Annotated in this window: 19 protein-coding genes and 2 pseudogenes; 14 read left to right on the top strand and 7 right to left on the bottom strand. The window is 60.8% G+C overall.

Annotated elements, in window-relative coordinates:
• The first annotated feature begins 250 nt into the window (after nucleotides 1–250).
• From GA0004734_RS23010 to GA0004734_RS22960, 11 genes and pseudogenes are all read left to right on the top strand, one after another.
• Nucleotides 251–961: a GntR family transcriptional regulator gene (locus GA0004734_RS23010; RefSeq protein ID WP_003501816.1), complete on the top strand. Its 711-nt coding sequence runs from the start codon at nucleotides 251–253 to the stop codon at nucleotides 959–961.
• Entirely contained in the window at nucleotides 958–1869 is a 912-nt protein-coding gene (locus tag GA0004734_RS23005; protein WP_052821165.1) for a dihydrodipicolinate synthase family protein, read from the top strand. The genes GA0004734_RS23010 and GA0004734_RS23005 overlap by 4 nt, the downstream gene beginning before the upstream one ends.
• Nucleotides 1862–3379, top strand: coding sequence for an aldehyde dehydrogenase (locus GA0004734_RS23000; protein WP_003501818.1), 1518 nt, complete (start codon nucleotides 1862–1864; stop codon nucleotides 3377–3379). The genes GA0004734_RS23005 and GA0004734_RS23000 overlap by 8 nt, the downstream gene beginning before the upstream one ends.
• On the top strand, nucleotides 3376–4722 hold the full coding sequence (locus GA0004734_RS22995) for an NAD(P)/FAD-dependent oxidoreductase (protein WP_052821166.1): 1347 nt from the start codon (nucleotides 3376–3378) through the stop codon (nucleotides 4720–4722). Before GA0004734_RS23000 ends, GA0004734_RS22995 begins: the two co-directional genes overlap by 4 nt.
• Before the next feature lie 77 nt (nucleotides 4723–4799).
• On the top strand, nucleotides 4800–5651 hold the full coding sequence (locus GA0004734_RS22990) for a glycine betaine ABC transporter substrate-binding protein (protein WP_052821167.1): 852 nt from the start codon (nucleotides 4800–4802) through the stop codon (nucleotides 5649–5651).
• A gap of 90 nt (nucleotides 5652–5741) precedes the next feature.
• Nucleotides 5742–6833 carry a quaternary amine ABC transporter ATP-binding protein gene (locus GA0004734_RS22985; RefSeq protein WP_035243753.1) on the top strand — a complete coding sequence of 364 codons (1092 nt, stop codon included), beginning with the start codon at nucleotides 5742–5744 and terminating at the stop codon, nucleotides 6831–6833.
• A gap of 13 nt (nucleotides 6834–6846) precedes the next feature.
• Complete coding sequence (locus tag GA0004734_RS22980; RefSeq protein ID WP_035243850.1) at nucleotides 6847–7692, top strand: ABC transporter permease; 846 nt, start codon at nucleotides 6847–6849, stop codon at nucleotides 7690–7692.
• Nucleotides 7692–8546: an ABC transporter permease gene (locus GA0004734_RS22975; RefSeq protein ID WP_052821168.1), complete on the top strand. Its 855-nt coding sequence runs from the start codon at nucleotides 7692–7694 to the stop codon at nucleotides 8544–8546. Before GA0004734_RS22980 ends, GA0004734_RS22975 begins: the two co-directional genes overlap by 1 nt.
• 21 nt (nucleotides 8547–8567) lie before the next feature.
• Nucleotides 8568–9566: a 4-hydroxyproline epimerase gene (locus GA0004734_RS22970; RefSeq protein WP_052821169.1), complete on the top strand. Its 999-nt coding sequence runs from the start codon at nucleotides 8568–8570 to the stop codon at nucleotides 9564–9566.
• Between the two features lie 23 nt (nucleotides 9567–9589).
• Nucleotides 9590–10591, top strand: a complete 1002-nt coding sequence (locus tag GA0004734_RS22965) for a GlxA family transcriptional regulator (protein ID WP_052821180.1) — start codon at nucleotides 9590–9592, stop codon at nucleotides 10589–10591.
• A 25-nt stretch (nucleotides 10592–10616) separates the two neighbouring features.
• Nucleotides 10617–10955, top strand: a pseudogene (locus GA0004734_RS22960) (biotin/lipoyl-containing protein); the annotation flags it as partial.
• A 46-nt stretch (nucleotides 10956–11001) separates the two neighbouring features.
• Here GA0004734_RS22960 and GA0004734_RS22955 read toward each other — a convergent pair.
• The 3 genes from GA0004734_RS22955 to GA0004734_RS22945 are packed head-to-tail and all read right to left on the bottom strand — an operon-like array spanning nucleotide 11002 to nucleotide 16440.
• The gene (locus tag GA0004734_RS22955) at nucleotides 11002–14259 is read right to left on the bottom strand and encodes an error-prone DNA polymerase (RefSeq protein WP_052821171.1); all 3258 of its coding nucleotides are present in this window, start codon (nucleotides 14257–14259) and stop codon (nucleotides 11002–11004) included.
• The gene (locus GA0004734_RS22950; RefSeq protein WP_052821172.1) at nucleotides 14256–15767 is read right to left on the bottom strand and encodes a Y-family DNA polymerase; all 1512 of its coding nucleotides are present in this window, start codon (nucleotides 15765–15767) and stop codon (nucleotides 14256–14258) included. The genes GA0004734_RS22955 and GA0004734_RS22950 overlap by 4 nt, the downstream gene beginning before the upstream one ends.
• On the bottom strand, nucleotides 15688–16440 hold the full coding sequence (locus GA0004734_RS22945; protein ID WP_080823862.1) for an ImuA family protein: 753 nt from the start codon (nucleotides 16438–16440) through the stop codon (nucleotides 15688–15690). Before GA0004734_RS22945 ends, GA0004734_RS22950 begins: the two co-directional genes overlap by 80 nt.
• 280 nt (nucleotides 16441–16720) lie before the next feature.
• Between GA0004734_RS22945 and ligD the strand changes: the two genes are divergently transcribed.
• Nucleotides 16721–17773 carry a non-homologous end-joining DNA ligase gene (ligD, locus tag GA0004734_RS22940; protein ID WP_052821173.1) on the top strand — a complete coding sequence of 351 codons (1053 nt, stop codon included), beginning with the start codon at nucleotides 16721–16723 and terminating at the stop codon, nucleotides 17771–17773.
• Between the two features lie 59 nt (nucleotides 17774–17832).
• Nucleotides 17833–18606 (top strand): SOS response-associated peptidase family protein, encoded by a 774-nt coding sequence (locus GA0004734_RS22935; RefSeq protein WP_052821174.1) that lies wholly within the window; start codon nucleotides 17833–17835, stop codon nucleotides 18604–18606.
• A 148-nt stretch (nucleotides 18607–18754) separates the two neighbouring features.
• On the opposite strand, the gene istB is transcribed toward GA0004734_RS22935, so the two are convergent.
• Together istB and istA are read right to left on the bottom strand one after the other, a co-directional pair.
• A complete protein-coding gene (istB, locus tag GA0004734_RS22930) occupies nucleotides 18755–19513 on the bottom strand; it encodes an IS21-like element helper ATPase IstB (RefSeq protein ID WP_035226016.1) in 759 nt (252 codons plus the stop codon).
• Nucleotides 19510–21006, bottom strand: coding sequence for an IS21 family transposase (istA, locus tag GA0004734_RS22925; RefSeq protein ID WP_035226019.1), 1497 nt, complete (start codon nucleotides 21004–21006; stop codon nucleotides 19510–19512). The genes istB and istA overlap by 4 nt, the downstream gene beginning before the upstream one ends.
• Here istA and GA0004734_RS22920 point away from each other — a divergent pair.
• Nucleotides 20938–22290 (top strand): ROK family protein, encoded by a 1353-nt coding sequence (locus GA0004734_RS22920; protein WP_280949528.1) that lies wholly within the window; start codon nucleotides 20938–20940, stop codon nucleotides 22288–22290. The two genes, istA and GA0004734_RS22920, sit on opposite strands and share 69 nt — an antisense overlap.
• Nucleotides 22291–22427: 137 nt before the next feature.
• Here the strand turns inward: GA0004734_RS22920 and GA0004734_RS22915 are convergent, their stop codons facing one another.
• Together GA0004734_RS22915 and GA0004734_RS22910 are read right to left on the bottom strand one after the other, a co-directional pair.
• The gene (locus tag GA0004734_RS22915) at nucleotides 22428–23558 is read right to left on the bottom strand and encodes an alpha/beta hydrolase (protein WP_052820783.1); all 1131 of its coding nucleotides are present in this window, start codon (nucleotides 23556–23558) and stop codon (nucleotides 22428–22430) included.
• A 62-nt stretch (nucleotides 23559–23620) separates the two neighbouring features.
• Nucleotides 23621–25310 (bottom strand): annotated as a pseudogene (locus tag GA0004734_RS22910) (efflux RND transporter permease subunit); the annotation flags it as partial.

Below are 25310 nucleotides of genomic sequence, written 5' to 3'. Positions count from 1 at the left end.
ATTCCCCAAGGCCGAAGTATTCCACGCGTGATTGGCTTAATGCCGACCATAGCCGTTGGCAATCGCGATATTCAATCGCGGCGAGCGTGATAACCCTCCTACCTCTCATTGTTTGCCAATTGTATATCGTAGGTGTACTCGTTGTGTACTTTCATAATACAATTTTGTTGACTCACTAGAATACTCATGCAAGCTTGTCCTCAAAAGCCGACAGCGCGATGCGCGGGCCAGGTCACATCGGGGATTCGGGATGAAGGGCGGCAAGAGCGAACTCTACGACGATCTCAAGCGTCAGATCCTGACGATGGAACTCGATCCCGACGAAGACCTGGATGAAGCATCGCTGAGCGAAAAATACGGCCTGTCACGGACCCCGGTGCGGGAGGTTTTCCGTCGCCTGGAAGGTGAAGGCTACGTGGATATCCGCACCAACAGGGGTGCTCGGGTCATCCCGATGAACCACTCGACCCTGCGCCACTTCTTCCTGGTCGCGCCGATGGTCTATGCGGCGATCGGACGGCTGGCGGTTCGGAACTTTAAGGTGAAGCAGCTCTCGGAGCTGCAGACCACGCAGGAACAGTTTCGTGCCGCGAGCTTCTCGCATGATGCGCTTTCGATGACGCTCGCCAACAACCGGTTTCACGAGATCATGGGTGAGATGTCGGGCAACGAATACCTGCAGCCTAGCCTCGGACGGCTGCTGATCGATCATGCGCGCATCGGCCATACATTCTTCCGCCCCCGCAACGCGGACATGCAGGAGCGGCTGCAAAAATCGGTCGGCCACCATGACGGCTTCATCGCGGCGATCGCCGCCCGCGACGAGGACGCTGTCGTCGACCTCGTGTTCGAACACTGGGAACTGTCGCGCGAGAACATGGAAATGTTCATCGCACCCCAAGCACTCAAGGCGGACGCACTGGTCGAAACGCCGACGCAATCGATGGAGTCATCATCATGAAATTCGAAGGCATCTACACCCCGGCGATCACGCCGCTCAGCCCCGACGGGCAGATTGACCGCGAGGGGTTTGCGGCTGTGTTGGAGTCGCTGATCGAGGCCAAGGTGCATGGCATCATCGTCGGCGGCTCGACCGGCGAATATTATGCTCAGAGCGCCCAGGAACGCTTCGAACTCGCTGCTTACGCCAGGGATGTGATCGGCACGCGTCTCGCTCTCGTCATCGGCACCGGTGCGACACGGACCGAAGATTCCGTCGAATATGCCAAGGCTGCGAAGGAAATCGGTGCTGACGCAATCCTCGTCTCGTCGCCGCCCTATGCGCTGCCGACGGAAAAGGAGAACGCGGTCCATGCGCTGACGATCGACCGCGCCGCCAACCTGCCGATCATGCTCTACAATTATCCGGCCCGCATGGGGATCACCATGCGCGAGGACTATTTCTCCCGCGTGGGCCGGTCCAAGAACGTCGTGGCGATCAAGGAGAGCTCCGGCGAAATGGCCAACGTCCATCTCCTGGCGCGCAAGTTCCCCCATATCGGCTTGTCCTGTGGGTGGGACGACCAGGCGCTGGAATTTTTTGCCTGGGGTGCCAGAAGCTGGGTCTGCGCCGGTTCCAACTTCCTGCCGCGCGAACATGTCGCCCTCTATGAGGCCTGTGTTCTCGAAAGGAACTTCGACAAGGGCCGGGCCATCATGACGGCGATGCTGCCGCTGATGGACTTTCTCGAATGCGGCAAGTTCGTCCAGTCGATTAAGCATGGATGCGAGATCATCGGCCTGAAGACAGGTTCGGTGCGCGCGCCGCTGCGCCCGCTCAATTCCGAAGAAAAAAGAACCCTTGAAACCGTTGTCGCGACTTTGAAGCGCACGGTTGCCCAGATCACGTCGGGAGCCAACAATGCATGAACCCTTGAGCGCGGCCGAATACAAGGCGATCGCCACCAATCTTCACCTGCCGACCAACGCCTTCATCGATGGCGCATTCCGTCCGGCAAAGTCCGGCAAGACGTTCACGACGACGAACCCTGCAACCGGCGAAACGCTGACCGAGATCGCGGCCTGCGACGCTGGTGATGTCGACGACGCGGTTGCAAACGCGAAAAGGGCGTTCGATGACGGTCGCTGGCGTTTGCTGCCTCCCGGCGACCGGAAGGTCGCTCTCCTCAAACTCGCAAAGCTCTTGGAGGAAAACCGCCACGAGCTGGCCGTCATGGAAAGCATCGACAGCGGCAAGCCGGTGCGCGAATGCCAGACGGTCGATGTGCCGGACACGATCCACACGATCCGCTTCCATGCCGAGCTTATCGACAAGCTCTACGACAACACCAACCCGGTCGGGCCGAATGCCCTTGCCATGGTGGTGCGCGAGCCGATCGGCGTGGTCGGCTGCGTGCTGCCCTGGAACTTCCCGCTGCTGATGCTCGCCTGGAAGATCGGCCCGGCACTCGCCTCGGGTTGCTCTGTCATCGTCAAGCCGGCGCAGGAAACCACGCTCACCACTCTTCGCGTCGCGGAACTGGCTCTCGAGGCCGGTATCCCCGCGGGCGTCTTTAATGTCGTCACCGGCAGCGGCAAGGATGTCGGCGAGCCGATCGGGCTGCACATGGATGTCGACATGGTCGCGTTCACCGGCTCGACACCAACCGGACGTCGCTTCCTGCGTTATGCCGCCGATTCCAACCTCAAAAAGGTCGTCCTGGAATGCGGTGGCAAGAACCCGGCCGTCGTCCTTGATGATGCCGAAGACCTCGACCTCGTGGCCGAGCAGGTCGTCAACGGCGCGTTCTGGAACATGGGCGAGAATTGTTCGGCCACGTCGCGGCTGATCGTCGACAGCAAGATCAAGGACGCGCTGCTCGAACGGATCGGCGCCTATCTGCGCGAATGGAAGACCGGCGACCCGCTGGATCCGGAAAACCGCATCGGCGCTCTGGTCAGCAAGGCGCATTTCGACAAGGTCAAATCCTTCCTCGACGACGTGAAGACGGAGAAGCTGACGCTCACCTATGGCGGCACGACGCTGAGTGGCGTCTTCATCGAACCCACCGTCGTCGGTGGCGTCACACCGGCAAGCCGCCTTTTCCAGGAAGAAATCTTCGGACCGATCCTGTCGGTGACCACTTTTGAAACGCTGGCGGAAGCGGTGAAGCTCGCCAACGACACTAATTATGGCCTCACCGCCTCGGTCTATACCGGCAGCCTGCGCAAGGCGATCAAGCTGTCGCGGGAAATCCGGGCCGGCCTGGTGACTGTCAACTGCTTTGGCGAGGGCGACGCTTCGACACCGTTCGGCGGCTACAAGGAATCGGGTTTCGGCGGTCGCGACAAGTCGATCTTCGCCCACGACAATTACTGCGAACTGAAGACGATCTGGATCGATATCTCCGAGCGCTCCGTGGACGAGACAATCCGATGATCACGAAGTCCGTCAAGCGCTTGCCTTTTGAAAATGGCGTGTCGGGCTGGGAGGCGATCAGCAAGCGACCGCTCCCGGTCCGGAGCCTCGAAGGCAACGTGACCGCGGACTGGCTGGTGATCGGCGCGGGCTTTGCGGGACTGTCCGCGGCCCGCCGGCTGAAAGAGCGTCGTCCGCAGGACAAGGTCGTCATTCTGGAGGCGAGTGAACTGGGGAAAGGCACGTCGGGACGAAACTCGGGCTTCATGATCGATGTCCCGCACAACCTCACCTCCAGCGAATATTCAAGCGGCAGTGCTGATGCCACGCAGATGGAGATGGCGCAGAACCGCTCCGCGATCGCCTTTGCGACGCAAGCCGCCTGTGAATACGGGATGTCCCGCGAGACGTTCGATCCCGCCGGCAAGATCAATGCCGCCGCGACCGCGCGCGGCATGAAACTGAACATGACATTCGGGCAGTCGTTGAAGGGTGCGGGCGAGAAGTATGTGTTTCTCGACGCTCGCGTGATGCGCGACATCACCGGGTCGGACTATTATCTGGGCGGGCTCTACACGCCCGGCGCGGTTCTCATCCAGCCGGCCGACTATATCCGAAGCTTCGCCGCCGGCCTGTCGGAGAACGTCGATGTATACGAGCGCAGCCCCGTAACATCGTTGAAGCGCGAGGGCGGAACCTGGACCGCCACTTCATTGCGCGGAACGGTCACGGCGCCCAGGGTCATCCTCGCGGTCAACGGCCATATCCAGGATTTCGGTCACTTCGGCGGCAGGCTGATGCACATCTTCGCCTACGCTTCGATGACGGCCCCGTTTGATGCTGCTGGCCGAGGCGAGGAAAGATCAGGCCGCGACAAGTGGGCGCTTCTTCCCGCCGACGCGATGGGCGCGACGGTGCGCAAGATCACGACCGGCGGACAGTCGCGAATCGTGATCCGGACAAAATACACCTACGAGACAACGGTGGATGTCAGTGAACGGCGCATGACGAAGATGGCGGGCGAGCATCGCCGCTCCTTCGACGCCCGGTTTCCACGCCTTGCCGGTTTGCCGTTCGAATACAGCTGGGCCGGCCGGCTCTGCCTCAGCCGCAACCACGTCCCGGCTTTTGGTGAGATCGAAGAGGGCCTCTATTCGGCCTGCTGCGAAAATGGCCTTGGCACGGTCAAGAGTACGCTCGCCGGCATGATGGCGGCTGACCTCGCGACCGGCTCGGCCTCCCGACAGCTTGATGAATACATGGATCATGCCCAGCCCTTGCGGCTGCCGCCGGAGCCGTTCGCATGGCTCGGCATCAATTCCGTGATCCGGTTGCAGGAATTGCGTGCAGGCCGCGAGGGATGATCCCCCGCCGCGCAATGTGGAGACTGAGCCAAGTGCTGGGCTTCAACGATAATGGGAACGAAAACTAGGAGCGAAAAATGAAGACTCTATGGAAAGCAATCTGCGCAGCGGCGATGGTCGGGATAACCGTGATGTCGGCGCATGCCGAAGAAAAGACCATCACCATCGGCACGATGTCGTGGGAAGACCTCACACCGATCACAGGCATTACGAAGAAGGTGCTCGAAGATTCCGGCTACACCGTGAAGGTCGTGCCGTTCTCCGAATGGGGCATTGCCTACGCCGCTCTCAGCAAGGGCGACGTCCAGATCCTCGCCTCGCAGACGGACTATGTCGCGCAGGATTACTGGGACAAGAACAAGAAGCGTCTCGAAAAGATTTCCCCGGTCTCGCACGGCCTGTTCCAGGGCGTCGCGGTTCCGAAATACGTCACCATCGATTCCATGGACCAGCTGAACGACAACGCCGACAAGTTCGGCGGCAAGATCGTCGGTATCGAGCCGGGATCGGGCCTGATGCGCGACACCAGCAGCTCCGTGAAGGCATACGATCTCAAGCTGCAGCTCGTCGAAGGCAGCACCGCCGCGATGACCGCCGCGCTGAAGTCCGCCACAGATCGCAAGGAATGGATTGCCGTGACGATCTGGGAGCCGTCCTGGATGATGCAGAAATACGACGTCAAGTTCCTGGCAGATCCGAAGGGTGTCTTCCCGCCGCCGCAGAGCTACTACTGGATCGGTCAGAAGGGTTTCTCGGCCGAAAATCCTCACGCCCGTGAGGTCATCGCCAGCGTGTACGTCCCGCTTGCCGATATCACCGCAATCAACAGCGCGGTCAACGACGGCAAGACGATGGACGAGGCGATCAGGGACTGGACCGACAGTCACGCCGATCTTCTGAAGCGCTGGGAAAACATCAAGCCCGAATAACGCAAATGCCGGGCCTTTCGCACTCGCGGTGGCCCGGCTCCAATTCCACGAATGAGAATGCCGGCATCAAACCGGCTCGCGGGGAACGCTATGACCACGTCAATGAATAATGCCAGCGATATCCTGATCGACTGCCAGTCGGTCTGGAAGATATTCGGAGCCAGGGCCAAGGCGGCCGTCGAGGCGGTGAAGACAAAAGGCTTGTCCAAGAAACAGATTCTGACGGACTATGATTGCGTCGTCGGCGTCTCGGATGCCAGTCTTCAGGTCCGCCGTGGCGAGATCTTCTGTATCATGGGACTGTCGGGCAGCGGCAAGTCCACGCTGATCCGGCTGCTCAACAGGCTGATCGAACCCAGCCTTGGGAAGATCCTCGTCAAGGGCAAGGACATCTCCGCCCTGAATGCCGCCGAACTCCGCGACATTCGAGCCCGCAACATCGGCATGGTCTTCCAGAGCGTCGCCCTGCTTCCGCACCGTACCGTTTTGGAGAATGCCGCCTTCGGCCTTGAGGTCCGCGGCGTCGGCAAGGAAGAACGATACAAGACCGCCCGCGCTGCACTGGACAAGGTCGGCCTTTCCGACTGGACGGCGCGCTATCCATCCGAATTGTCGGGCGGCATGCAGCAGCGCGTCGGCCTTGCCCGTGCCTTAGCCGCCGATCCCGAGATCATCCTGATGGATGAACCGTTCAGCGCGCTCGACCCTCTGATCCGACGCCAGCTTCAGGACGAATTCCGCCAACTGACCAAGTCGCTTGGAAAATCGGCGGTGTTCATCACCCACGACCTTGAGGAAGCCATCCGCATCGGCGACCGCATCGCCATCATGAAGGACGGGGTCATCGTCCAGGTCGGCAATGCCGAGGAGATCGTGACCAAGCCTGCGGACGACTACGTCGCCGAATTCGTTGCCGGCATTTCCCGGATCCATCTCGTCAAGGCGCACTCCGTCATGATGCCGGTTGCCGAATACACGCGCAGCCACCCGAATGTCGACACCGGCTCGCTGCTGCGCACCACGCCCGAAGCTGATATCGGCGCCCTGATCGAGTTGACCATGCAATCGAGCCGCGACGCCGTCGCTGTCGTCGAGGGTGGCAAGGTGGTTGGCATCGTCACGACGCGCGGCCTGCTCTGTGGCGTCGCCGGCCGTCCCGCCACCGTGCCCGTAGCGGCATAGATCGGTGATGGTCATGGACACGTCCGTTATCACTGACAGCTTCGACGAGAAGATTGACGACGCGCTGAACTGGATCAGCGACAATGCCTCGTGGCTGTTCGACAGCATCCGGGCCGTTCTGGAGGGCACTTATGACGGCGTCCTCTGGCTCGTGCAGCTTCCACCCTTCTATGTGATTGCCCTCGTCGCGGCGGCACTGGGATGGCGGTTGATCAACGTGCCGGCCGGGCTTCTGGCAGGCGTCGCCCTGCTCGGATGCGCGGTGATGGGGCTGTGGGCCGAGACCATGAGCACACTGGCCCTGGTGATCACGGCCACGTTCATGGCGCTGGTCATCGGTATTCCGCTCGGCGTCGTGGCCGGCTTCGTCAAATCCTTCGACAGGTTCGTCGAACCGATCCTCGATCTCATCCAGACCCTTCCGCCCTACATCTACCTCCTGCCTGCGATCGCGTTGATGGGATACGGACCGGCCACGGCTCTCCTCGCCACCGTCATCGTTGCCATGCCTCCGGTGATCCGCCTGACATCGCTCGGCATCCGCAGGACCCCGCGCGAGTTCCTCGAACTCGGTCAGGCGAGCGGCCTGACGCCGTGGCAGATGTTTTCCAAGATCAGGCTGCCCTTCGCGATCCCGAGCGTCATGGCGGGGATCAACCAGAGCCTGATGATGGCGTTCGGCATGGTCGTTATTGCCGGCATCGTCGGTTCCGGCGGCTTGGGCGAAACAATCTACAGCGCGGTCAGAACACTCGACATCGCCACATCGATCAACGCCGCCATCGCCATCGTCATCCTCACAATGGTGATCGACCGACTGACCCAGAGTGCTGCGCGCCGCGCCAATGGAGGCAAGTGATGGACCTTGACCTTGTTCGCTTCTCCCCCGGCGCGTACCTCGCCCCGGTTGTCGATTGGCTGAACGCCAATTTCCATCCCTTCTTTGATATGGTGACGAAGGTGATCGAAGCCGTGCTGGGCGGCCTTGAAGCGACCCTGCTTTACCTGCCCTTTTACGCGGTCATCCTCATTGCCGTGGCCTTTGCTGCCGTCGTTGTGAATGTTCGCGTCGCGGTGACCAGTGCGATCGCGCTGACCTTCTGCTTTCTTGCGGGCCTGTGGGAAGCATCAATGCAGACGCTGGCGCTGGTAACGGTGTCCGTCTGCATCTCGGTGCTGATCGCCTTTCCGCTCGGCATCCTGGCCTCCCGCTATCGCATGTTCGCGGCGGCCATCCGTCCCGTGCTCGACATCATGCAGACGGTCCCGCCGTGGGTCTATCTCATCCCCGCCGTGATGATCTTCACCCTCGGGAGGGTGCCTGCCATCATCGCCACGATCGTTTACGGCGTGCCGCCGATGCTGCGATTGACGACGCTCGCCTTCAGCCAGGTTCCGAAGGACCTGCTGGAACTCGGACAGGCTATGGGCGCCTCGCCCCGCGCCGTCCTGTTCAAGATCGAAATCCCCGCAGCGACGCCAACACTTCTCGTGGGGCTCAATCAGTGCATTCTCCTATCACTCGCCATCGTCGTTCTCGCAGGTCTTGTCGGTGCTGGCGGGCTAGGAGCCGAGGTCACACGCGGACTGACACGAATGGAAATGGGATTGGGCTTGCGAGCCGGACTTGCCATCGTGGCGGTCGCGATCTTCCTCGACAGGTTGTCACGCGGCGCGCTGCAGGGCCGTCGGTTTCCTGTGGTTGGCAACTGAGAGGACTATAAAGGATCCATCATGCGGCGCAGTTTCTTCTGTATCGATAGCCATACATGCGGCAATCCCGTTCGTCTCGTCGCCGGCGGCGGACCGCTTCTCCCGCATCTTCCGATCGCCGAGCGCCGGGACCTGTTCGTCCGAGACCATGACTGGGTCCGGCAGGCTCTCATGTTCGAGCCGCGCGGCCATGACATCATGTCGGGCGCGATCATCTACCCAGCCTACCGCGAGGATTGCGACTTTGCGGTGATTTTCATCGAGGTTAGCGGATGTCTGCCGATGTGTGGCGCCGGCACGATCGGGCTGGTCACGGCCGCCATCGAAGAAGGACTTGTTACGCCACGAGTGCCCGGACAGCTCTCGATAGAGACGCCTGCGGGAAAAGTTGACATCCAGTACGACAAGCAGGACGAGTTCGTGGAATCGGTCCGTATGTTCAACGTCGCGAGTTACCTCCATGAAGCGGATCTGGAGGTTCATGTGCCGGGTCTTGGCAGGCTTGTCGTCGATATCTCCTATGGTGGAAACTATTACGCAGTGGTCGAGCCGCAGGAGAATTGGAAAGGGCTCGATGGCATGTCGGCAAGCGACGTCGTCGACCTCAGCGGCCAGCTTCGCGACGCCCTCGCACCGATCTGCGATCCGGTCCATCCCGAAGACGAGAGAATTAGCGGCGTCCATCACGCGCTGTGGTGCGACAGTCCGACGAACGACGGCGCTGATGGGCGCGGGGCGGTGTTTTACGGAGACAAAGCCATCGACCGCTCCCCAGGCGGAACCGGCACGTCGGCGCGAATGGCCCAGCTTCACGGCAAGGGCCGCTTGAATGTCGGTGAATCCTTCCGCCAGGAAAGCCTGATCGGCACGGTCTTCGAAGGACGTATCGAGGAAGAGACTGACGTCGGTCCCTTCCATGGGATCAAGCCGAGCGTCGAGGGCTGGGCACGCATCATCGGTCACAATACGATCTTCGTAGACGATCGGGATCCTTTGGCGCACGGTTTCCAGATCAAATGAAGGCAGCACGCGGTGGAGCTGACATGAAATCGTTGGAGCCAGGTGCGCCTGGCGAGCGGCTGAAGATCGGCTTTGTGCTCGCAAAATCATTCACGCTCTCCGCGTTCGCCCTTTTTGTCGATACGCTGCGGCTGGCGAGTGACGAATTTGACAGGTCGGGCCGTGTGCTTGCCGATTGGGAGGTCCTCGGCAGCACGCGGCATCTGATAACGTCAAGTTGCGGCGTTAAGGTCGCACCAACATCGGACTTCGTCGACCCCAGCCGGTTCCAGTATATCGTCGTGGTCGGCGGCCTGCTCAACAACGGCTCCCCCGTCGATCAGGAAACGATCGACTTCCTGAAGAAGGCATCGACAAGGAACGTCAAGCTGATCGGTGTCTGCACCGGCTCCTTCATCCTTGCTGAAATCGGCTTGATGAAGGAACACCGGACATGCGTCAGTTGGTTGCATTACAATGCGTTTCGCGAGCGCTTCCCCGACCATCAAGTCCGGTCTGATCGGATCTTCAACCTCGACCGGACAAGGGGGTCCTGCGCCGGCGGCAGCAGCGCAGCCGACATGGCGGCCTTGATCGTCCGGCGTCACATCAGCAAGGAAGCCGAGCGCAATGCGCTCGAGGTTCTCCACATTGAAAAGGCCCGAACCTCCCTTGCCATCCAGACCCGCAGGCCGCTCTCCATCGAGTGCGAGGATCCAAGGGTCAGGGCGGTGCTGATCATGATGGAACAGCATATCGAGGGGCGGCTGCCGATCGAGGAACTCGCCGCATCGGTCGGGCTCTCGAGGCGACAACTCGAGCGCCTGTTCATGGGCGAAACCAAAAGCTCCCCTGCCCTCGTCTACCGGCGAGTACGGATGGAGCGCGCCAAGCAACTGTTGACCAAGACAAAGGCGTCCATGCTCGAGGTCGCTCTCGAGGTCGGCTTCGAGAGCGCGTCCCATTTTTCGCGCGCCTTCTCTCAGACATTCGGAAAAAGCCCCACGAAACTACGCGCCACAGATTCGACCCCATCAAGCGTGTGATAACGCGTGGTGGTGTTTGCCTGTGGGGGGCAGAGACGGCAATCAGGATATCGAACGCGGCAAGACGCTCGTCATCGTCAACCAGGCGACGAGTGCGACGGACAGCCAGGGCATGGTGACGACCTTCTTCGAGCTCAACGGCCAGCCGCGCCGTATCAAGGGTGCGCCGATGCCGGGTGTCATCAGCCGCGTCTTCGTCTCGCCCGGCCAGGCCGTGAATGCCGGCGACGTGCTCGTCTCGATCGAGGCGATGAAGATGGAAACGGCGCTGCGTGCTGAAAAGGACAGCCCGATTTCCGAGGTGCTGGTACGGGCCGGCGGCCAGATCGGCGCCAAGGAACTGCTCTTGGTGTACGGCGCTTGAACGTCAAATGTCGACTGACGGGCGTTGGGCTTCGTTGAACTCCTGCCTAGTGAAAATTCCGACTTTTCACCTTCAGCGTATCGATATGAAGATCCGGCGTGAACATGTCCCGCGGGACAACCGGCTTCGGCCGTTCCCGTGAATCCGGCCCACCGCCCCCATGGGCAAACTCATCGCCTCGTCCCGTTGGCAGCTTGAACTCGACATCCCGATGGGCCAGGCCAACAAGGTCCCCCGACAGATCGAACAGCTGCTGTGCGACGAGGTGCACGACCTCCCCTTCTCGCTGGATTCGCCCATTGATTGCCATCATCGAGGACCCCAGCACCACTCGCCGGCGCTTCTCAAACAGCGTTGGCCAGACCACGATGTTGGCGGGGCCCGTTTCGTCCTCGATGGTGATGAACATGACGCCCTTCGCCGATCCTGGCTTTTGCCGGACCAGCACCAGGCCCGCCGTGTAAACCCACCGGCCGTCCCGCGCATTCATCGCCTCCGCGCAGGTTATGATGTTTCGTGCCGAAAGGTCATTGCGCAGAAAGGCGACAGGGTGCTGTCTCAGCGTCAATCCGGTATGGCTGTAGTCCTCGATGACGTTATGCCCGTCCGTCATTTGTCGCAGGGCAACCTCCGGCTCCTGCTGCTCTGCAATTGCCACCATCTCGCGTTCGGCCGCGGCGGCAAACAGCGGTAAGGGCTCGTCGCGCAACGCCTTGATCGCCCAGAGCGCATCGCGCCGTTGGAGCTTGAGGGAGGGCAGAAAGGCATCGGCCTCTGCCAACTGGACAAGCGCTTCCGTCGGCACGCTGGAACGGCGCCACATGTCATCGACCGACACGAACGGGCTGTTCATACGCGCCGTTACGATCCGCGCCGCATCTGCGACGGCCAGTCCCTTCACCTGCCGAAACCCCAGCCGCACAGCGTGTCGATCGGTATGACCGATCTTTTCCAGCGTGCAGTCCCATCGGGAGCGGTTGACGCACACAGGTCGCACCTCAACGCCGTGTTTGATCGCGTCACCGACGATCTGGGCGGGCGCATAAAAGCCCATCGGCTGACTGTTGAGCAGTGCTGCGCAAAACACGTCCGGATAGTGGCACTTGATGTAGTTCGAGGCATAGGCAATCAGCGCAAAAGATGCTGCATGGCTTTCCGGAAAGCCGTAGGAGCCAAAACCTTCGAGCTGGGAAAAGGTCTTTTCGGCAAACTCGGGTGAGTAGCCGTTTTTCACCATGCCGGATACGAGTTTCTCCTTGAAGCGAGAAACGCCGCCGGTGAACTTGAAGGTCGCCATCGACTTGCGCAACTGGTCGGCCTCCCCACCGGTAAAACCGGCGCAGACCATGGCGACACGCATGGCGCTCTCCTGAAACAACGGCACACCCAGGGTCTTGCCAAGCACGGCCTCAAGCTCGGGTGTGGGATATTCAACCGGCTCCTTGCCTTCACGGCGGCGAAGGTAGGGATGCACCATGTCACCCTGGATAGGACCGGGCCGGACGATCGCCACTTGCACGACGAGATCATAGAAGGTGCGGGGTTTCAGGCGCGGCAGCATCGCCATCTGGGCACGGCTCTCGATCTGGAAGGTGCCGAGCGTGTCAGCCTTGCGGATCATGGCGTAGGTCGCGGCATCTTCCTGCTCGATCTTCGACAGATCGAGATCATCGCCCTTGTGTTCGCGAATAAGATCGAAGGCCTTTGCCATGCAGGTGAGCATGCCGAGCGCAAGGACGTCCACCTTCATGAATTTCAGCGCCTCGACGTCATCCTTGTCCCACTCGATGATCTGCCGGTCTTTCATCGTCGCCGGCTCGATCGGCACGAGATCGTCCAGCCGGTCATGGGTAAGGACAAAGCCGCCGGGATGCTGGCCAAGATGGCGCGGCGCTCCCATCAGTTGCTGCGCCAGTTTCAGGGTTAGCGCCAGACGGCGGTCGTCGGGGTTGAGATTGAGTTCCCGGATGTTTCGGTCGGGCACTTCCTCCGACCATGACCACATGCCTGATGACAGCGCCTTGATCACATCTTCAGGCAGGCCGAGCGCCTTGCCGACATCGCGGATCGCACCCTTGGCCCGGTAGCGGGTGACGGTGGCGCAGAGTGCTGCCTTGTCTTTCGTGTAGGTCTTGTAGATCCACTGAATGACCTCCTCGCGCCGTTCATGCTCGAAGTCGACATCGATGTCTGGCGGTTCGTCGCGCTCCTTGCTAACGAAACGCTCGAAGAGGAGGTCGTTGGTCGATGGATCGATCGAGGTAATGCCGAGAATATAGCAGACGGCGCTGTTGGCCGCCGATCCCCTGCCCTGGCAGAGAATGCCCTGGCTCCGGGCAAAGCGCACGATCGAAAACACCGTCAGGAAGTAAGGCGCGTATTTCATGGTGCGAATGAGATCGAGCTCGTGCCGTACGGTTTTGAGGACGTCCGGCGGCAGGCCTTCGGGGTAGCGATCGGGAGCGCATTCCCAGACATAATGCTCGAGTGAGGCTTGGGCATCCTTACCCGGCACAATTGCTTCCTCCGGGTATTGGTAGGTGAGCTCCTCGAGGCTAAACGTGCAGCGCCTGACGATCTCCATGCTTCGTGCCACGGCCTCCGGATAACGTGGAAACAGACGCTGCATCTCCTCCGGCGGCTTCAGATACCGGTCGGCATGCCTCTCGCGCTCGAAGCCGACGTCATCGATCGTGGTGTTGTGCCTGATGCAGGTGACGATGTCCTGCAACTGCCGCCGGCCCGGTTCATGAAACAGCACGTCATTGGTGACGACGGTTTTGACCCTGAACCGTGCCGCCATGTTGGAAATCTCGTGTAGCCGCATCTGGTCGTTCTGTCGGCGGCGCAGGCAGAGCGACACGTAGGCGCGGTCACCAAACAGCTGCGCCATCTTACGAAACTGTGCGGCGCAGGTGGCGTCCGGCAGATCCGGCACCAGAATGCCGATCATCCCTCCCGAATAGGCGATGACATCGTCCCAGTGGAGGATGCAGTTGTCCTTGCCGCCGCGCGACTTGCCGAGCGTGATCAGCCGCGTCAGGCGCGAATAGGCGGCGCGATTCGTCGGATAGACCAGCACCGACATGCCGTCCTGCAGATCGATACGACAGCCGACGACAAGCCGCATACCTGTCGCGCGGGATGCTTCAAGGGCGCGGACGATGCCTGCGAGCGAATTGCGATCGACGACGCCTATCGCCTCGAGCCCCAGGATTTTGGCAGTCTCGAACAACTCCTGTGCGGACGAAGCACCGCGCAGAAAAGAGAAGTGCGTCGTGACCTGTAGCTCGGCGTAACTCATGCGAAGATCCCATGGCAGAACCAGCGGTGGGACCCGGTATCCGGATCAACACCGTCGCCGGAGCGGAACACCCATAGGCGCTCGCCCGCCTCGTCCTCGATGACGAAGTAGTCGCGCACGGCGTCCATTTCGGCGTCGCGCTGCCACCACTCCCCGAAAATGCGTTCCGGGCCATCGGCACGTTTCACCTTCCGGCGTTTGCCACGCCAGACGATGGAGACCGGCGGCCGGTCCGGCATCAGCGCGATCGCCTCGATCAGCTCAGGACGCGGCAAAAGCCGGACTGGCCGGCGCCAATGGCTGACCCAGGCAACGGCGATTGGCTCAGCGACGGGGCTGATCCGCTGGACCGAGCGTTCCGGCACATCGGAAGCGACCGGTGCGACGCGATAAACCCTCTGCCCCCGGTTTCCGTAGATATCGATGAGCGGCGTGACATCCGTGACCTCATCCTCGACCAGAGCAGAGGCTTTCTGCGCCTCCTCCAGAGGCTCGGCGATGACGGCGACCAGGATCAGCTTTTCAATCCCGAAGCCCGGCTCGATCTTTTCCGTCCGGTCCCGAAACAGTTTTGTCAGCCAGGCGACATCGCGGGCGGGCCTGGCGGTTCCGGCGCGGATTGCCTGTCTTGTGCCATCGAGCTTCTCGACGATCAGGTCGGCACGGCGCACGCCAAGCCCGCGCTTCTGGAGTTCATCGACGAGCTGGACGACGAGACGCCCGACATATTTGTCGATGGTTTCGGCGGCACCGATCGGTTCGGCAAAGGCTTTGCAGACTTCAACCAGCTCAGGGGTACGGATTGGCTCGATCGGCTCGGCGACACGACAGAGCATCTGGTCGAGACGGCGGCCAACCTCCGGGCCGAAGCGCAATGTCAGCGGCGCACGCGGGGTACTGGTAAGCTCACCGATCGTCTGGAAGCCGAGAATGCGAAGATCGTTGACGATCTTGGCATGCAGGCGCAGGAGCGAGATCGGCAGCTTCTCGACGGCACGGACGGTCTCGCCGGGTGGAACGACGATTGTCTCGCGATTGATGGCGCGAGCGCAGGCATGGGCCGCACCCCAGCTGTCGGCGACCGCCACACGGGCAGTCAGACTCTTTGCCAGGAACCGGTTGGCGATGCCAGTCACCATCGGCAGCTCTCCGCCCTGGAGATGGTCGGCGCCCTCTGTATCCATGACGATGCCGTCGATCCCGTCGACGGCGACGATGGGCGAATAGATTGTGAGCGCCCATAGCGTGATGCGTTCGAGTGCGGCTCGGTTGGCTTCGGGATCTGCGTCAACGAGCATAAGACCCCTGAATAGCGACTGCGCCTTTGCGGCCGCCATGCCGACGTGCACGCCCGCCTTTCTGGCAGATGCATCAGCAGCCGATACCCATCGCTTTGATCCGCTTCTGGCGATCACGGCGATTGGCTGTTCAGGCGGAATAGACGGATCGGCTCGACGAATGCGATCCGTCGGCAGATCCGGAAGATAGATCGAGACGACCCTTGTCATCGCACGCCCTCACGAGAAACTCAGCACACTCACCCGCTTTCACGCGCATCAATTCCAGCAACCATTGAGCCCTGCCCACCCCCGGCACTGGCAGCTTTTCCGAGGGCATCACGCTCACCCGCCATCTGGTGGTCGAGGCTGTAGGTTGCCCAAAATCATTCGCCTCGGTCTGTCGCCGCCATCGCCTCACCGCAAGCGCCATGGTCCCGGTTCGCTCGGCCGCCAGCTGCAGGCGGCGGGAACTGACCATCGGCAGGCGGACAAGCTCGCCGACAACGGCGCCCAGACCGCCGAAGGACAGGCCCTCCTCCATGTTTGCCAGAACATCCTCTTCCCGATCGGATTCGACGAAGATGACGCGGTCGGGATGGAGGCCAACCTGGGCAAGAGCCGGAAAGAACAGATCCGGCCGCGTCAGGCACCAGATGACGGGGCCTTTGGTGCGCGCGGCAATGCCGGCGACACAAAGGGCTGCAGCCGCACCATCGACGGTGCCCGAGCCGCCGCCTGCAAACTCATGCAGCGCTCCATAGGCGAGACCACCACCAGGCAGGGCCGCATCGATTTCGGGAACGCCAAAGGACAGCGTTCCTGCCCGCTTCGCGGATCCGCCCTCGATCGACGCGATGCGGTCGCGTAAATCGCAGATCACCCTTTGGCGGGCAGCAGTCATTCTTCACGGCTCCCTTCAAGGTCGTGTTCAAAGGATCGACATCATGTCGTACGGGCTATTTGTTCATTGTTTGTTCTTATCTCGCAAAAGAGTCAAGCACCACGAGGTTGAGGAATATTATCCCAGTATTAGCAAAGTCGAAGATTCGATGAGAATTCAAGGGGATATAAGGAAACAAGAATTTTTGCGGAACTTCTGTCTCGTCGGGCTCGATAGTGAATAGCGGGGATAGATGTGCGACGTCACACTATTCTTAAGGTTTTTGTGCTGGACTGTCGGCATGACGAAGCCACCGAGATCAAAGCCGCTCCTTGGTGATACCGAAGCCCCGCTGCGGTCAAAGCCGCGTCGGAAGCGTAATCCCGCACAGCCACAGCTCCTGTTCGATCCGATGCCTGATCGCGTCGAACCGGCGCTCGCCCAACTGAAGGCGCATCCTCCAAAAGGCGAGCAATGGAGCTGGGAACTGAAATGGGATGGCTATCGCCTGGCTGTTCACATCGAGCCGAAAGGGGTCCGCATCCTCACGCGTGGTGGCCATGACTGGACGCATCGTTTTCCGGCGATCGCAGAGGCTGCCCGAGCACTTGGGCCGGCGACGATGATCATCGATGGCGAGGCCGTGGTGCTCGATGAAGAAGGGCGACCGGATTTCGGGCTGCTGCAGAAGTCGTTGGGTGCATCTGGCAAAACGGCTGGCAATCGCGCCTCTGACGCCGTCCTCCACGCCTTCGATCTCATGTACCTCGACGGGCACGATCTGCGCAATGTCGAATACCGATCGCGCCGGCATCTTCTCGAGGACACGCTCAACGGCAAGGATGGCGCCATCCGCCTATCGGAAACACTCGACGCCGAACCCGATATTCTGCTGCAACATGTCTGCAGCCTTGGCCTCGAAGGCATTGTCGGCAAGCACCTCGATCAACCCTACCGTTCCGGTCGGACCGGCGACTGGGTCAAGATCAAGTGCGTCCAGAGCGAAGCCTTCATGGTTGTTGGTTATGAGCTGTCGGCGGCGTCGCCTGCAGGCTTCAGTTCGCTGGTGCTTGCTGCCTATCGCGGTGACGAGCTCGTTCATGTCGGGAATGTCGGCACAGGCTTCAGGCAAGCCGAGATGATCAGACTGCGTAGGACGCTCGACAAGCTTCGCTGGAAACTGAAGCAGCCGCCGGTGCCCTATTCCGGAAAAGCAAACATTGTCTGGGTCGAGCCGACGCTGATCGCCGAGATCGAGTTTCGGGCCTGGACGGCGGATGGCAAACTAAGACACGCTTCTTATAAGGGCTTGCGGGAACGGCAGGACAACGCCGACGTTTACAAACTCGACTAGCGAGCAGGCGGTACACACCGGGACAAACTGCATCCGGTTCAAGCGGAGGGCTTTCCAGCATGTGCAACCTTTATCGGATGGAAGACAAGGACTGGGTCTCGAAATGGGCCCAGGATGCCGAAAGCCTGATCAACCTGATGCCAGCCTATCAGATGAACCCCGACCAGATGGGGCCGATCGTCCGCAACACGGCGGAAGGCAAGAAGCAGCTTGTGCATGCGCGATGGGGATTGCCCTCCCCTCGCTTCGCCTTGGAAAAAGCGGCCAAAGCAAAGGCCGAAAAGCTCGCGGCCAAGGGCAAGCCCTTTAATCTCGAGGAACTGATTCACACGGAGGCGGACCGCGGCACGACGAACGTGCGCAAGCTCAATTTCCCACACTGGACACGATGGTTCGGTGTCGAACATCGATGCCTCGTCCCGGTCACAAGCTTCGCCGAACCGGATCCCGCGAGCAAAGAGGAAGGTGGCAATGTGCCGAATGCCTGGTTCGCGCGCGACGAGGCGGAATCGCTGATGTTCTTCGCCGGTATCCACGTGCCGCAATGGAAAAGCGTCCGGAAGGTCAAGGATGGCCTGACCACCGACGACCTCTATGGTTTTCTGACCACGGATCCTAACGATCTTGTCAAGCCGATCCATGAGAAGGCTATGCCGGTCCTCCTGCTGGCAAAGGAAGAGACCGACATCTGGATGCGGGCGCCATGGGAAGAGGCCAAGGGACTGGCCCGTCCGTTACCGAATAATGCGCTGATCATCTCGTCCCGCGAACCGTACGGATCCTCCATCGTGTCCAAATCCGGAGAGCCGGTGGAACAGGGCAGTCTGCTTTGACGCCTGAAAACACAGTGTCAACGGCGGAGTAAAAACCGGCCATGGGGCGGAGCAAAAGTCGGCCACTATGGCGCCGGCCTGAGACGGCCGGGAGGGCGTAGCCCGAGCGGGGGTCTTAGGCCGGCGCGGCGATTTTTTGAGGGGAGTTTTAGCAGGCCTTTCGGGCGCGACTTTGAGCGAGACGATAGCTTTCGCCGTTCATCTCGAGGATGTTGACGTGGTGGGTGATGCGATCGAGCAGTGCGCCGGTGAGACGTTCGGACCCCAGTGTTTCCGTCCATTCGTCGAAAGGCAGATTGCTGGTGATCAGGGTGGCACCACGCTCGTAGCGTTGCGAGATCAGCTCGAACAGCAATTCCGCCCCGGTCTTTGATAGTGGCACAAATCCCAGCTCATCGATGATCAGCAGCTTGTAGGCGGCCATCTGCTTCTGGAACCGGAGCAGACGCCGCTCGTCACGCGCCTCCATCATCTCGCTGACCAGGGCCGCCGCCGTGGTGAAGCCGACGGACAGGCCCTTCTGGCAGGCGGCCAGGCCGAGACCGAGTGCGACATGCGTCTTTCCCGTGCCGCTCGGGCCCAGCGCAATGACGTTCTCGCGGCGCTCGATCCATTCGCAACGGGAAAGCTCTAGCACCTGCATCTTGTTCAGCTTGGGGATGGCTGTGAAGTCGAAGCTGTCGAGGCTTTTGACGACCGGGAACTTGGCCGCCTTGATCCGACGTTCGACCTTGCGGCGGTCCCGCTCGATCATCTCCCGTTCAGCAAGCCGGAACAGGTAGCCGACATGATCGACGCCTTCGGTGGCGCATAGCCGGGCCAGCTTCTGGTGCTCGCGCTGGAAGGTCGGCAGCTTGAGGGTTTTGAGATAGTGGCCAAGCAGGATCTCTGGCGCGTCGCTGCTCATGCCGCTTCTCCCGCATCAGATGACAGGAGGCGCATATACGCCTTTGCTGACGTCTTCTCGACAGTCGCCGTCGGCAGGTAGGGATAGATCGCCAGATCCAACCGCGGCGGCCGGCGCTCGACCCGGCACAGGATCAGATGCTTGACCGCATCGAAGCCGATCGCGCCGAGCTGTATCGCCTGCTTCACCGCTGCATGTAGATCGGCAAGGTCGAAGCTTTCCAGCAGGCGCAGAACCTGCACGTATTCTCGCCGCCCATGTTTGGCCATGCGGCCTTCCATCAGCCGGCGCAGCGTCGCGAACTCGTCTGGCAGATCCCAGCCCTGCAATGGAGCCGCCTGATCCAGAGAATTGATCTTCCGCTCGATCAGCGGCAGGTAATGGACGGGATCGAAGACGACGTCTTCCCGTTCCCAGCATCGCGGATGACGCGCGATGATCTCGCCGCGGCAGCCGATCACCACCTGATCGACATAGCCCCGGACCCAGACGTCCTGATGGCCGTAGGCGACCGGTACGGAATAGTCGTTCGTCTTGTAGCGCACCAGCGACTGGGCTGTCACAACAGCGCTGGCCTGGTCGCAGGCATCAAACGGCGACGCCGGCAAGGGACGCATGGCCGCAAGATCGCGCTGCAGCCGTTCGCCAATCGTCTCGCTCTCGCCCCGCAGCTTGTCGCGCTGGCGTTTGCGGCACTGCTCTTCCAGAAAAGCATTGAACGCATCCCATGTCGCAAACCGCGGGATCGGCACCATGAAGTTGCGTCGGGCATATCCGACAAGACCCTCGACATTCCCCTTGTCGTTGCCCTTTCCCGGCCGCCCATAGCGATCCCGGATCAGGTAGTGGGACAGGAAGCCGCTGAACAGCGCTGCCCGCTTGCGTGTGCCGTCGGGCAGGATCTTTGCGACAAGGCAACGGTCGTTGTCATAGACGATCGACTGCGGCACGGCCCCGAAGAACGCAAAGGCGTGGACATGACCATCCACCCAGGCTTCGGCCACTGCCGCCGGATAGGCACGCACATAACATCCGTCGCTATGAGGAAGATCCAGCACAAAGAAGCGAGCTTTCTGCTCGACGCCGCCGATCACCACCGTCGCCTCGCCGAAATCGGCCTGCGCATGGCCCGGTGGATGCGACAGCGGCACAAACACCTCCTGGCGGCGTTGATCCCGCTCGCGCATATAATCCTTGATGATCGTGTAGCCGCCGGTGAAGCCGCACTCGTCACGAAGCCGGTCGAACACCCGTTTGGCAGTATGCCGCTGCTTGCGCGGCATCACCATGTCAGCTTCCAGCCACTGCTCGATCGTCGAAACGAATGCATCCAGCTTCGGACGCCGGATCGGCGAACGTCGCTGATAGCCGGGCGGTGTCGAATACGACAGCATCTTGGCCACGCTGTCGCGCGATACGTTGAAATGCTTTGCTGCCTGACGCTGCGTCATCCCTTCGGAAACAGCCAGGCGAACCCTCAAATAAAGTTCCACGGTGTAGATCCCCTGTCCCTCCTGCGATCATTGCAGAAAGGAAATAGGTGGCCGGATTTTACTCCGCCCGCGGACGGACTATTCCGCCGCTACCGTGGCCGACTTTTCCACCGCCGCTCTCACCTGGGTCGCGGTCTCATCAGCGACCGGGTGAATCAGCTCCTGGAATCGGAGATCATCGTTGACGGGGAAGCTGGCGTCTCGAGAGGCGGGCGGGCAGCGCGCGAACTTCGATTGAATGCTGGTGCGGGCGCGATCTTGGTTGGATTTGCAAACCTCACACACTTCCACGTGGGTGTGGCCGACCTCGCGGGACAGCTCTTGTCCACCCGCAGCCGTCCCAGCGATTTTTCCGCCGGCCCGCGCGACGCCTTCGCATTCGCGCAGTCGAGCTGGGAATCGATGCTCGCCGAACTCGAAATCGGGCGGGAAAAGGTATGGGGCGTCGGCGTAGGGCTGCCTGCGCACAGCAACCTTGAGACCGCCACCTTGATTGACTCGCCATCTCTCCCGACGAGCTGGATCGGCTATCCGGTGCGAGAGAGGCTGGCCTCGATATTCGACGCACCGGTGTGGCTGGACACGAGCGACAACATGTTGGCCTTGGCCGAGATGAGGACCGGGGTAGCGAAGGGCCAGCGCGACTTCATTTATCTGAATGCGGATCTCGCCATCGGATGCGGTGTTGTCAGCGACTCCAGGGTGATGCGCGGCGCGCAAGGCGCTGCGGGAAACATTGGTCACATTACGGTGGGTGGCGATGAACTTTGCAGATGCGGGCGACGCGGTTGCTTGGAAGCGGTAGCGGGTGGGGAGGCACTGCTCAGAGCGGCGGGCTCCGCGGGCAGAAGTGGCGAGAGTGCGTATTTCGCGCGGCTCCAGGAAGAGGGGACGCCCCTGCAGGTGGGTCACCTCGCAGAAGGCGTCAGATATGGTGACGAAACCTCGCAGCGCCTTGTTGCAATGTCAGGCATGACGATCGGAAGAGCTCTCGGCGCGACCATCAACGTTTTGAACCCCGCGGTCATCGTAGCCGGTGGTGCGCTGCCCCAGCTGGGCGATCTGTTTCTCGCCTCAATGCGCCAATCGATCTATGGCCACGCGCTTCCATTCGTAACCCGCGATCTCGGAATTGTTGTTGTCCAACAGACCGAGGGCTCGGGCCTCGTAGGGGCTGCACAGATGGTAATCGATCAGATCTTCTTGCCGCGTTGTCTTGCGAAATGGATTTCGGTTGGCCAGCCGACCTCAGCCGTTCACCGCTTAGGAGAGGCGTCCAATTAAAAAACCTCAATCCAAACAGAGTGAGTGGCTGCCAGCCGACCGCTTGAGTCACGCCTGGCCTGATGCTCATCGAAGTCAGTGGTTTCACCCGGCAGGAAGAGGGTTGATACGATGGTTCCGTCGGTGTCTTGAGTCCATCACTGCCGGGCGATCTGCCCGGCGAGCCGGAACGGAGTAGCGACCGCCGCGCCCGCCGCGTCGAAAACGAAAGCGCCAACGTTCCCACCGTTGCGTGCTCGCGCTTCGGCCTTTTCAAGTTCGCCGCCAAAGCGGGCGAGTGTTGCATACCGGTCGTGACCTAGGCCGTCGCTTGCCTCGACGGACGAGATATCGATGACCGAAACGTTCGCCTTTATTGCCGCATCCCTTATTTGCGGATCGGCTATGTCTACGAGACCAACACGGGGTCGTTCACCGCCCACCAGGCTCGACACGGATAACGCGCGGTCAGTCTTCGAAACAAGAAGTGTAATTGGGTTCTTCAGTCGACCTATGTCGAGGAGTTGTGCCCGGAACACATCGACGTCGATGTCCGGGGCCGCCAGGACAATTTGCAGCTTTCCGAGAACATCATCACGGCCTTCGAGCTTGAGCTGTCTTACCGCTTCCATAGACAGGAAGCCGCCCATGCTGTGACCGAACAGGATGATGCGCTTGACCTTCGGTGCTTTGGCAAGAACCGTCAGAACGCGCTCGAGCTCTGTCCTTGAATAAAGTGCCGCATCCCGGTCGGTGACGTATCCGGTCACGCTTGCTGCGGATGGCCAAGAGAACAGGATCGGGCTGATAGTACTGGCATCAGCAGCCATTTGTGCCGCCCTGAACAAGGCTTCCTGATACCGGTAGTTATATCCGTGAACGAAAAGAGCGACGGAGCCATCGGAGGTCGCCGCACGACCTGCGGCCTCAACCCACGACGCTTCGGTCAGTTGATCCCGTCCGGTGACCAAAAAATCCCGTCGTGTGTCCGGAGTACTGGACGGGTACCTGATGGCCGCGACCGTCCGTTCGCGCGGCACCGAGAAGTCGTAGCGTTCGTATGTCAGGTTCCCTGCCCAGTTGCTGCCGAAGCCACCGTCCTTTTCGACCTTGTTCCGGTTGGTGACGGCGAGGAGACTGACTTTCTGGCCCATATTCTGGCCTATCGAGACGGGCTCGAGGACCGTTGCTGACGGCCGCGATGCACATCCCGACAAAGAAGCAATCAAAGCTAAAAACACAAGCCTGCCGGATGACCGACTGAGAATGACAAAAAGCGATACGGGCATGAATGGATCCAACCGGTTGAGTTTTTTACGGGGCGCTTTCAACGCGCCAGTTTATACAAGGGTCACGCCGAGACGGTTGACACGTCTGCATCCTGGGCAGGTATCCGGAACCAGGCGATGTAGAGAGCCGGGAGGAACAGGAGCGTCAGGACCGTGCCCACAACGATCCCTCCCATCATGGCGTAAGCCATTGGTCCCCAGAATACCTCCCGCGAGATCGGTATGAGCGCGAGAGTGGCGGCCGCCGCCGTCAAAAGTATCGGGCGCATCCGGTGTTCGGTCGCTTCGAAGACGGCCTGCCACGGCGCGACGCCCTCGCTCCTCAGATGCTCGATCTGCACAACAAGAATAACCGAGTTTCGGATGAGGATGCCAATCAAGGCAAGCACGCCGAGGATCGCGACGAAGCCCATAGGCGCATTGCTAAGCAAGAGCGCCGCGACCACCCCGATCACGGCGGTCGGCGCGACGGCGAACACCAGGAAGAGACGGCTGAAGCTTTGAAGCTGGATCATAAGGATTGTCACCATTGTAAACAGCATCAGCGGCGCAACGGCGATGATGGGAGCCTGCGAGTCCGCGCTCGATTCCACCGAACCGCCGATCTCGACCTTGTAACCCACTGGAAGGGCGTCGGTGAACTTCTGCACGTCAGGTTTAAGCTGTTCGACAATGGTTGCCGGTTGTGTCGGTCCGACGACGGCGGCCTTTATGGTGACCGTCGGGATGCGGTCTCTTCGCGCGATCTTCGGTTGTTCGAGTTCGTAGCGGAATTTCGCAACGGCGGACAGCGGCACAGATTTGCCGTCCGCCCCCGGAAGCTGGAGATTGCGCAGCGTCTCGATCGATCCACGCTCGGCGTCTTCGGCCCGGCCGATGGCATCGATCAGATAGATGTCGTCGCGGATCTGGGTGATGGAAGTCCCTTGGACGACACTGTTCAGCACGTTCGCGATATCCTCGGACGACACGCCGAGCTGACGCGCTTTGTCCTGAAGAACGTCCACCTTCACGACACGCGTCGGCTCGTTCCAGTCATAGGTCATGTTAGACAGTAGCGGCTGGCGGTTGATCACCGCGCCGAATTTCAGCGCAAGATCGCGAACCCCTGGATGTCGGGGCCACTGAGGCGGTACTGCACTGGCTTGCCGACGGGCGGACCAATGTCCAGCAGTTTGACGAAGGCATCGGTCCCCGGGAACGTCTTCGCAAGATAGGCCTGAAGATCCTTACGCAACCTGTCGCGCGAGTCGAGATCCTTGGCGACGATAACGATCTGTCCGAACCAGACAGCCGGCGTCTGCACGTCGTAGGAGAGGATGAAGCGTGGCGCACCTTCGCCGACATGGGTCGACCAATGGTCGATGTCGGTATTGCCTGTGAGCTTCTCGCGCTCAAACTTCGCCATCTGCCGGTCGGTCTCGGCAATCGTGCTGTTTTGGGGCATGCTCCAGTCCACAATGAGTTCTAAGCGGTCGGAAGCCGAAAGAACTGCTGCTGTACAAGGCCGAGACCGCCAAGCGACAGTGCGAAGACAACCACTGTGGCGATGATCGTGATCCAACGCCAGCGCATGGCAATGCCCAGGAGCCAGGCAAACCGCGCGCCAACGCGGCCCTTCTGATCATGGTGAGATTTCATGGTTTTCGGCAGGATTGTCACGCCCAGCAGGGGGGTGAATAACACTGCCACCACCCAGGAAGCGACAAGCGAAACGGCAATCACGACAAACAGGGTGAAGGTAAACTCGCC

It is taken from the genome of Rhizobium sp. 9140, assembly GCF_900067135.1.
Classification (GTDB): domain Bacteria; phylum Pseudomonadota; class Alphaproteobacteria; order Rhizobiales; family Rhizobiaceae; genus Ferranicluibacter.
The sequence above is the reverse complement of the archived record's forward strand: the minus strand, read 5'-3'. Positions and strand labels throughout refer to the sequence as shown.